This window comes from Streptococcus cuniculi (genome assembly GCF_004570575.1).
Lineage (GTDB): Bacteria > Bacillota > Bacilli > Lactobacillales > Streptococcaceae > Streptococcus > Streptococcus cuniculi_A.
This window is the reverse complement of record NZ_SPPD01000060.1, coordinates 1-530: the sequence shown is the minus strand read 5'-3', so window position 1 is coordinate 530 and position 530 is coordinate 1. Positions and strand designations below refer to the sequence as shown.

1 protein-coding gene is annotated in these 530 nt (G+C 62.8%); it reads right to left on the bottom strand.

Annotation, left to right across the window (positions count from 1 at the left end; genetic code table 11):
• Positions 1-34: 34 nt before the first annotated feature.
• Positions 35-530, bottom strand: a 496-nt coding sequence (locus E4T82_RS12025) for an AAA domain-containing protein (RefSeq protein WP_228065167.1), incomplete at its 5' end; no start/stop codon positions are given.

Genomic DNA, 530 nt, shown 5'->3' with positions numbered 1-530 from the left:
CTCCAAAAGGGGAAGGCTCAGCAGGTAAGTGACCCTACTCGGCCGAGTCGTCTTGCATCACGGTCGAGTATGTGGGCAGGCGCTCAGCCAGCACCGAAAAATAGTTTTGTTTTGCCCAGAGTTCGCGGTTGCCGATGACGTAGAGGCGCGCCTTGGCGCGTGAGTTGGCCACATTGAGCAGGTTGGGCTTGCTCGCTGCCCATGCCTTGGCGCCGGGCATGCGCGGATCGCCCCCCAAAACCAAGACGACGACTTCCGCCTCCTTTCCTTGAGCCGTGTGGACGGTGCCTACCTTGCCATCGCCTACGCCGAATTCCCGGCCGATGCGGCGCAGGTTCTGGGCGCAGTCACGGAATGGCGACACCATGGCCATCTCTGCCGGCGGCACACCTGCGCTCAACAGGTTGGCGACCAACCGCCGAAGGCAAGTCTCCTCTTCCACGATCCAATGGCCCGCGGCAATCGATCCCCGCACGTCCAGCCACGCGCTCGGCGGCAATTTGCATGCTGTGGACGGAGCTTTTCCGTGC